The sequence below is a fragment of the Pseudoalteromonas sp. NZS127_1 genome (genome assembly GCF_015864295.1).
Taxonomy (GTDB): Bacteria; Pseudomonadota; Gammaproteobacteria; order Enterobacterales; family Alteromonadaceae; genus Pseudoalteromonas; species Pseudoalteromonas arctica.
This window is the reverse complement of sequence record NZ_JADYXO010000045.1, coordinates 1-6,095: the sequence shown is the minus strand read 5'-3', so window position 1 is coordinate 6,095 and position 6,095 is coordinate 1. Positions and strand designations below refer to the sequence as shown.

4 protein-coding genes are annotated in these 6,095 nt (G+C 37.1%); all 4 read right to left on the bottom strand.

Annotation, left to right across the window (positions count from 1 at the left end; all coding sequences use genetic code 11):
* Positions 1–157: 157 nt before the first annotated feature.
* Positions 158–1,885 (bottom strand): response regulator, encoded by a 1,728-nt coding sequence (locus I6F50_RS19975; protein WP_197177138.1) that lies wholly within the window; start codon positions 1,883–1,885, stop codon positions 158–160.
* A gap of 123 nt (positions 1,886–2,008) precedes the next feature.
* Positions 2,009–4,342 carry a fatty acid cis/trans isomerase gene (locus I6F50_RS19970; RefSeq protein WP_165741672.1) on the bottom strand — a complete coding sequence of 778 codons (2,334 nt, stop codon included), beginning with the start codon at positions 4,340–4,342 and terminating at the stop codon, positions 2,009–2,011.
* Complete coding sequence (locus tag I6F50_RS19965; RefSeq protein ID WP_165728076.1) at positions 4,339–4,701, bottom strand: hypothetical protein; 363 nt, start codon at positions 4,699–4,701, stop codon at positions 4,339–4,341. The genes I6F50_RS19970 and I6F50_RS19965 overlap by 4 nt, the downstream gene beginning before the upstream one ends.
* 86 nt (positions 4,702–4,787) lie before the next feature.
* Positions 4,788–5,582 (bottom strand): VOC family protein, encoded by a 795-nt coding sequence (locus I6F50_RS19960; protein WP_165728075.1) that lies wholly within the window; start codon positions 5,580–5,582, stop codon positions 4,788–4,790.
* Between the last annotated feature and the right edge of the window lie 513 nt (positions 5,583–6,095).

The window sequence follows — 6,095 nt, the reverse complement described above, 5'->3', positions numbered from 1 at the left end:
GCAACAAAGAGTTAATCGTCCCTAGAAAGAACCCAATGGGCAGCGCATGTTTGGTATTTATGCTGCGTTATCGCCTATTTATGGGGAATAACCACACTACATAGGCTCTGCCTTGCCTAAAAACCAAACAGTCTGCTGCAAATTCAACTACCAAAGATCAACACGCCCTAGCAACGCTAATACTATTTAATGCGTCTTTAATTACTTGCTGGCTTATTGGCTTATGAATATGGAGGTTAGCTCCGTATTCATAAACTCGCTCTATATCATTTTGTGAAGTATTTGCTGTTATAACAATAATTGGCATTACTTTATTAAGATCAGAGCGTATTTTTTTAATCGCCTCAAACCCATCCATTACTGGCATATTTAAGTCCATAAAAACAATATCGTATTGATTTTCACTCACCATATCGCACGCGACTTTGCCGTTTTCAGCGCAATCATAGCTTAAACCTAATAAGCTAAGTATGCGGGTCAGTAATATAGTATTTAATGGATTATCTTCAACGACTAAACACTTTAGTTTGTCATTTATTTTACGAGGGTTTGGGAGAGCTTTACTGGCAATTATTGGTAAGTGCAAAGATACCAGCGCCCCATGGGCTTCATTATTTTTGAAGGTAATTTCACCGTGCAACGCCTTTACAACATACTGAACCCGAGTGAGACCTGTTCTTAATCCTTGAAAATGGTTTGTTTGTTTAAATGAGTCAAATTCAAGATCAGTAATCTCTTTCGAAAAACCACAACCAGTATCACTTACAGTGACACAAAGTTCATTATTAAAAAGCTTTGCAGAGACAGTAATTTCACCCTCTGTCGTAAACTTAATAGCGTTACTGATTAATTCTGTAAGCGTATGCTGCAAACGTTGATGATCCAATTTACATACACAATTTAATGATTCATCTAAACAACTAACTAGTTTTAGGCCTTTTTGCTGACAAGCATGCTCGTAAGCCATTAGTACTTTATTACACGACTCTAGAAGGTTTTCATTTTTAAATTGCGGTACCCACTTACCTGTACTTAAAGCTTGCAAGTCCTGCAGTTCATCTAATATGGCTATTAACCTAAGTGCACAGTAATTAGCTTGGGTTTTAACGCTTTGCTGCGTATCAGAAACCTTTAACTCCTCAATAGACGTAATAAGACCCTGTAAAGGAGTTCTAAATTCGTGACTTGCTCTGGCAATAAAATGCTCTTTATTTTGACTCACTTGTTGAGCGAACTCTTTTTGCTTTTGGTATTTAGACAATGCGTTACCTATTTCTTTTTCCATTGGCATAAATACAAACCTTAACTCTACAAGTAGTAAAAACATCGCCATAAGCCAAAATAATAATTCAAGGTTAGATACCCAGTTCAATTTTTGGACAGCTTGCTCTTCAAATAAATTCACTGCATGATCTAGTTGCTTTAATAGCTCTTCAACCTCAGTTACAGAGAATATACGCTTATCTACTTGGCCTTGTTGATAAAGCAAATTTTCCGCTTGCTGGATATATGTTGCAACTTGGGAATCTAGTTTATGAGGAGCTAACGTATATAGCTTAATAAGCTTAGGTGTAAGGTACTGATACTCTCCATTAGCATTTTTTGAAAGTAAGTAATTATGAGTTTTTTTGAATGATACGACTGATGTCTTTAACGCTTTAGTATGCTCAGAAATATTTGTTGCCGATAATAATAACTCATTACTATGCCAAGCTATTTTTTGAGAAAGCATTCTCTGCTTACCAGCCATATTTATTATTTTTGCGTCATATTTTTGCACCGAAAAATAATACTGCATAAGTGATGCTGATGTGCTTATTAATAGTGCTATTGCTATTAATGCCCATCGGTAACGAGTACGGATATTCGCGACAACTTTAAACATACTAAGCCCTGTTTTTGTTTTAAGTGTAGCTCAATTTTTTAGAACTAATAAGCAGCTTAAATAATGATTATTAAATAAAAAAGCCCAACTAAAAAGTTGGGCTAATAAAATAAAACTATTTAACTATCTATTTTCTAAACGGTTATAGTCGAACATTCCATATTCTATCCCACGATATTTTTTAGCTGTATCGTGCAATATATCGCTGTATTGCCAAAACTGTGGATGAGTACGTCGTATACCAAACTTAGATTTCAATGCACCATAATCAGCTTCTATTTGCATCATAGGCAATTGCTCGGCAAAAGCATTTACTTGCTGCTCGTTATTTAAATACCAAATAGCTGCTGGATAATCTCCGATAAACCCAGGAACAATAGTCGCAGTATCTTCATCATAAGCACGTTGGCCATCTTCGTTTAATAAACTAGATATATTGTAGTGCGCATTATGATGAATAATAGTGTAGCCCTTATGGCTATTATCTTCTTGCTTTACAAGTATAAAAGAAAGCTGAGGTAATAAGTTAACCGCTTTTGCTGGCATTTCACTTATTACATTTAACGGCTTTGCCACTTCAGTGTAGTTGTATTTTTCACTTAAAACTGACGCTAAGGCTTCTTTCATCAAGGTATATAGTTCATGCTGTGGATCATCAGTTTCATAGTTAATACCACTGGGCTGGCTAAATTCTCGGTTACTTTTAAAGAACTTAGATAAGTCAGGTGGTGAATTACGATACCACTGCTTTTTGATTTGATTACGCTTGTGCTCAGGTAATAGAGCTAAAAAGTTTTGCTCTCCCTCTAAACGTAAAAAATCCATATATAAACGTGTAACCAATTGATGGCCTATATTTCCGTATACATCAAAGCCTGCCACAAGCAAATAATGAATACGTTCAAATAACGCATAATCAAGTATCCACGTGGTTTTAGGCTCTTGACCAATAAAACCTTTAACAACAGTTGCACTATCAAAATGGCGGAAAATAGTCAGTGCAGCATTTTTATTATGCCCATCACCTTTCCAAAGCAAGTCAGTTGTAAGATGCTCGCCACCTTTGAACATTTCGTTTGCAAGCTCAACTTTTGCCTGTAAATATTTTTTCTCACGAACTGAATATTTAACCCAGCTAGAAATAGGTAACGCATTACTTTCCTCTGCGGCAGGAAGTTCTAGAGCTTCTTCATGTTGCATTAGCATTTCCCCTACAGCAGGAGTCGCAACCTTATCAGGATCAGCAAATGCCACCCAAAAGTGATCATTTATAACATTTAAAGCAATCTGACCACGACAAACAGGCCCTTTTATAAAGCCCATAATAATTAACTCTGCTTCATCAAGCATAAATTGATATTTAGAATTAATAGGAATAACTTCAAAAGTTTTAAATGGGTTAGATGCTGACTTAGGCTCATAACTCGGCATTTGCGTAACTGTATAATCTGGCGCAATAAACTGCTCGTACAAACGCAGTAATTTAGTTTCATTAAGCTCAAGTGGTAAATGCGTTTTAGAAAGTATGGTTGTACGCTCTTGCATAAAACGATAATAAACACGGCTAACTTTAGGGTCATCGTATGGACGACGCGTATTAATTAACTTTATTTCCTCACCAGGAGGCGTACTTGAGCGAACTAGTTTAAAAAAGCTTTGTGGGTTCTCTGACGTAAAATAAATATGTGCTAAAAACCAATGTTCATAAATATAACGTGCTGATAACTGATACTTTAAGTTATCTTGATTTAAAAATGCTTCCCAGCCCTTTATTTTATTCTGATCATACTTACTTGGTGGCTCAATATGTGACATTTTACCGCCATTTTTAAGCCAGTTCTGTAAATGATTAAACTCTTCGCGCGAAACCCCAGGTAAACCATAAGGCATACCGCCATGAGGTTGCTCGTCAGCTAATCGGTCAAACTCCCCCATTGTTGCACAGGTTTGCGAACGCCCTAATGAAAAATCAAATTCATCATCTAGCACTTCATTAGTTGGTAATTCATAGCTTTGCTTTAACACTAAACTATTAAATAAAACACTTCCCGCTAAGTTTGCTTCTTCACTTTGTACGCGCTCATTTAGCACTGGCGTAAAGTTTTTTTCTCGCCATTGCTGTGTATTGGTTGCATCAAACAATAAACGGCTTGGGGTCGTTGCCAATAAACGAGTTCCATCGTAAACGAGCTCTTTACTCAAACCTCGATCAATACCTTCAGGGGATGAGAGCTTAAGCTGGCAAGGTGCATCGTAACAACCATGGCAAACGACGCAGCGGGTATCGAGTACTGGTTTTACGTTTTGTAAAAAATCAGCTCCAGCAAGGGTAGAATGTGGAACGATACGTTCTTGCGCTTGTTCAGGGCCAAATAAATCATCGTAATGTGCATTACCTAAGTAAGCACAGCCACTAAGGATAATTAATACGAATGTACTTATTATTATTTTTTTCATTCGTCCTCGTCACCTAAATCGAAGGTAGGCATCATATCCATTTGAGGGGAAACGAATGTTTTTTGACCTTCAGTATTCAAAACAATACTTAAAAGAGGCCCATGCGTTAATGTTATCTGCGCATCATGCTCTTGCTCTAATATACTTAAATACAGAGAATCAGTTATAAGCAACTCATAACCGCTAACGGTAATAGCTACACTGCTATCTTCACTTGGATTTTGGCAAATTTGAGCAAGTAACTCATCATCAAGTCCAATTGATATTTCAAAATCAGGCTGCTCTAAATCTCTATTACTTAATGATTCATCTAATAGAAATAAAGGAAGGGTTAAATTGCTATTTTGTTCAAATTCCATTGCGTTCTCTGCACTTTCTGACGATTTAATTGGCGAGTATTATAACAAACTAGCGAGTAAATTAACGCTAAAGCTAATGTAACTGTTTAAACGTCATCTATAACAGATTCGATCACCGAAAATACACCACCTTGAGGATCGCATATAACACTAAAACGACCAACATCGGGGATATCTGTTGCAGGAACACATACTTGTCCACCTAAGCTAGCGGCTTTATTTACTGCCGTATCGCAGCTCTCTACTGCAAAATAAATCATCCAATGAGCAGGAATATCTTCAGGCCAGTCGCTTGTCATCTCAAGCATACCGGCAATTGGCTGTCCATCAACCAAAAATAAAGTGTAGTTCATACCTTCCATTGGCTTTATTTCACTTTCCCAGCCTAGTAAAGCACAGTAAAAATCTCTACTTACTTTACTATTTCTGGTTGCTAACTCATGCCAATAAGGCGTGTTTAATTCACCTAAGTACTTACAACCTTTATGCTCATTGCCTTGCCATAGTGCAACAGTGGCACCTACAGGATCTTTTAGCATCAACATTCGTCCTGCATTCATAACATCATGAGGACCGGCAATAACTTCAGCACCTAGTTCTTTAGCTTTTAGCGCACAATCATCAACATTGTCGACGGCAATGTAAGCCAACCAATGACTTGGGATCCCTTCACTAATTTGCTCTTTAGGCATTTCATACATAGCGGCTATATCACCACCTTGCTTTTGTAGCATGGTGTAATATATGTCCTCCCCAATAGGTTGATCGTCATACCCCCAATCAAATAATGATGTATAAAACGCCTTACCATCTTTCCAATTATGCGTACAAAGTTCTGACCAACAAAAAATGCCATGTGGATGATTATCAATTTCACTCATTATTAAACCCTTATTATTCTATTTTTATCTAAACGAGCTCTGTCACATTTTATAAACTACATAATTGAACAGATCATAAATTGAGATTAGAGCAATAACTAAGCGGAGTCGATAAAAGAAGGGCAAGAATTCGTTATTCAGTTGTTTCATATATGAGATTTTTAACGCAGTTAGCGTCAGATTTAATCCCTCAAATTGATTAAATATTATTGCTGATCGATATAAATGATTTACTAAGAAGTCCTTCGCTCTAGAGGAATCCCTAAATCACTTTTTTGCAGACGTAAAAAAGCCCGAATCATTAGATTCAGACGCTCTACAATATAAAGTCGGTACGCTACGCAGTATATCAGCGTCGGGAGTCGCTGCACTCGCCCGCCCTACGAGCTAGGTGTTGATGTGAGTGTGTGTTAATTGCGCGCATTTCACTTTTCTACAGACGTAAAAAAGCCCGAATCGTTAGATTCGGGCTTTCTACAATTTGAAGCCTGGTAATGTCCTACTTTCACATAG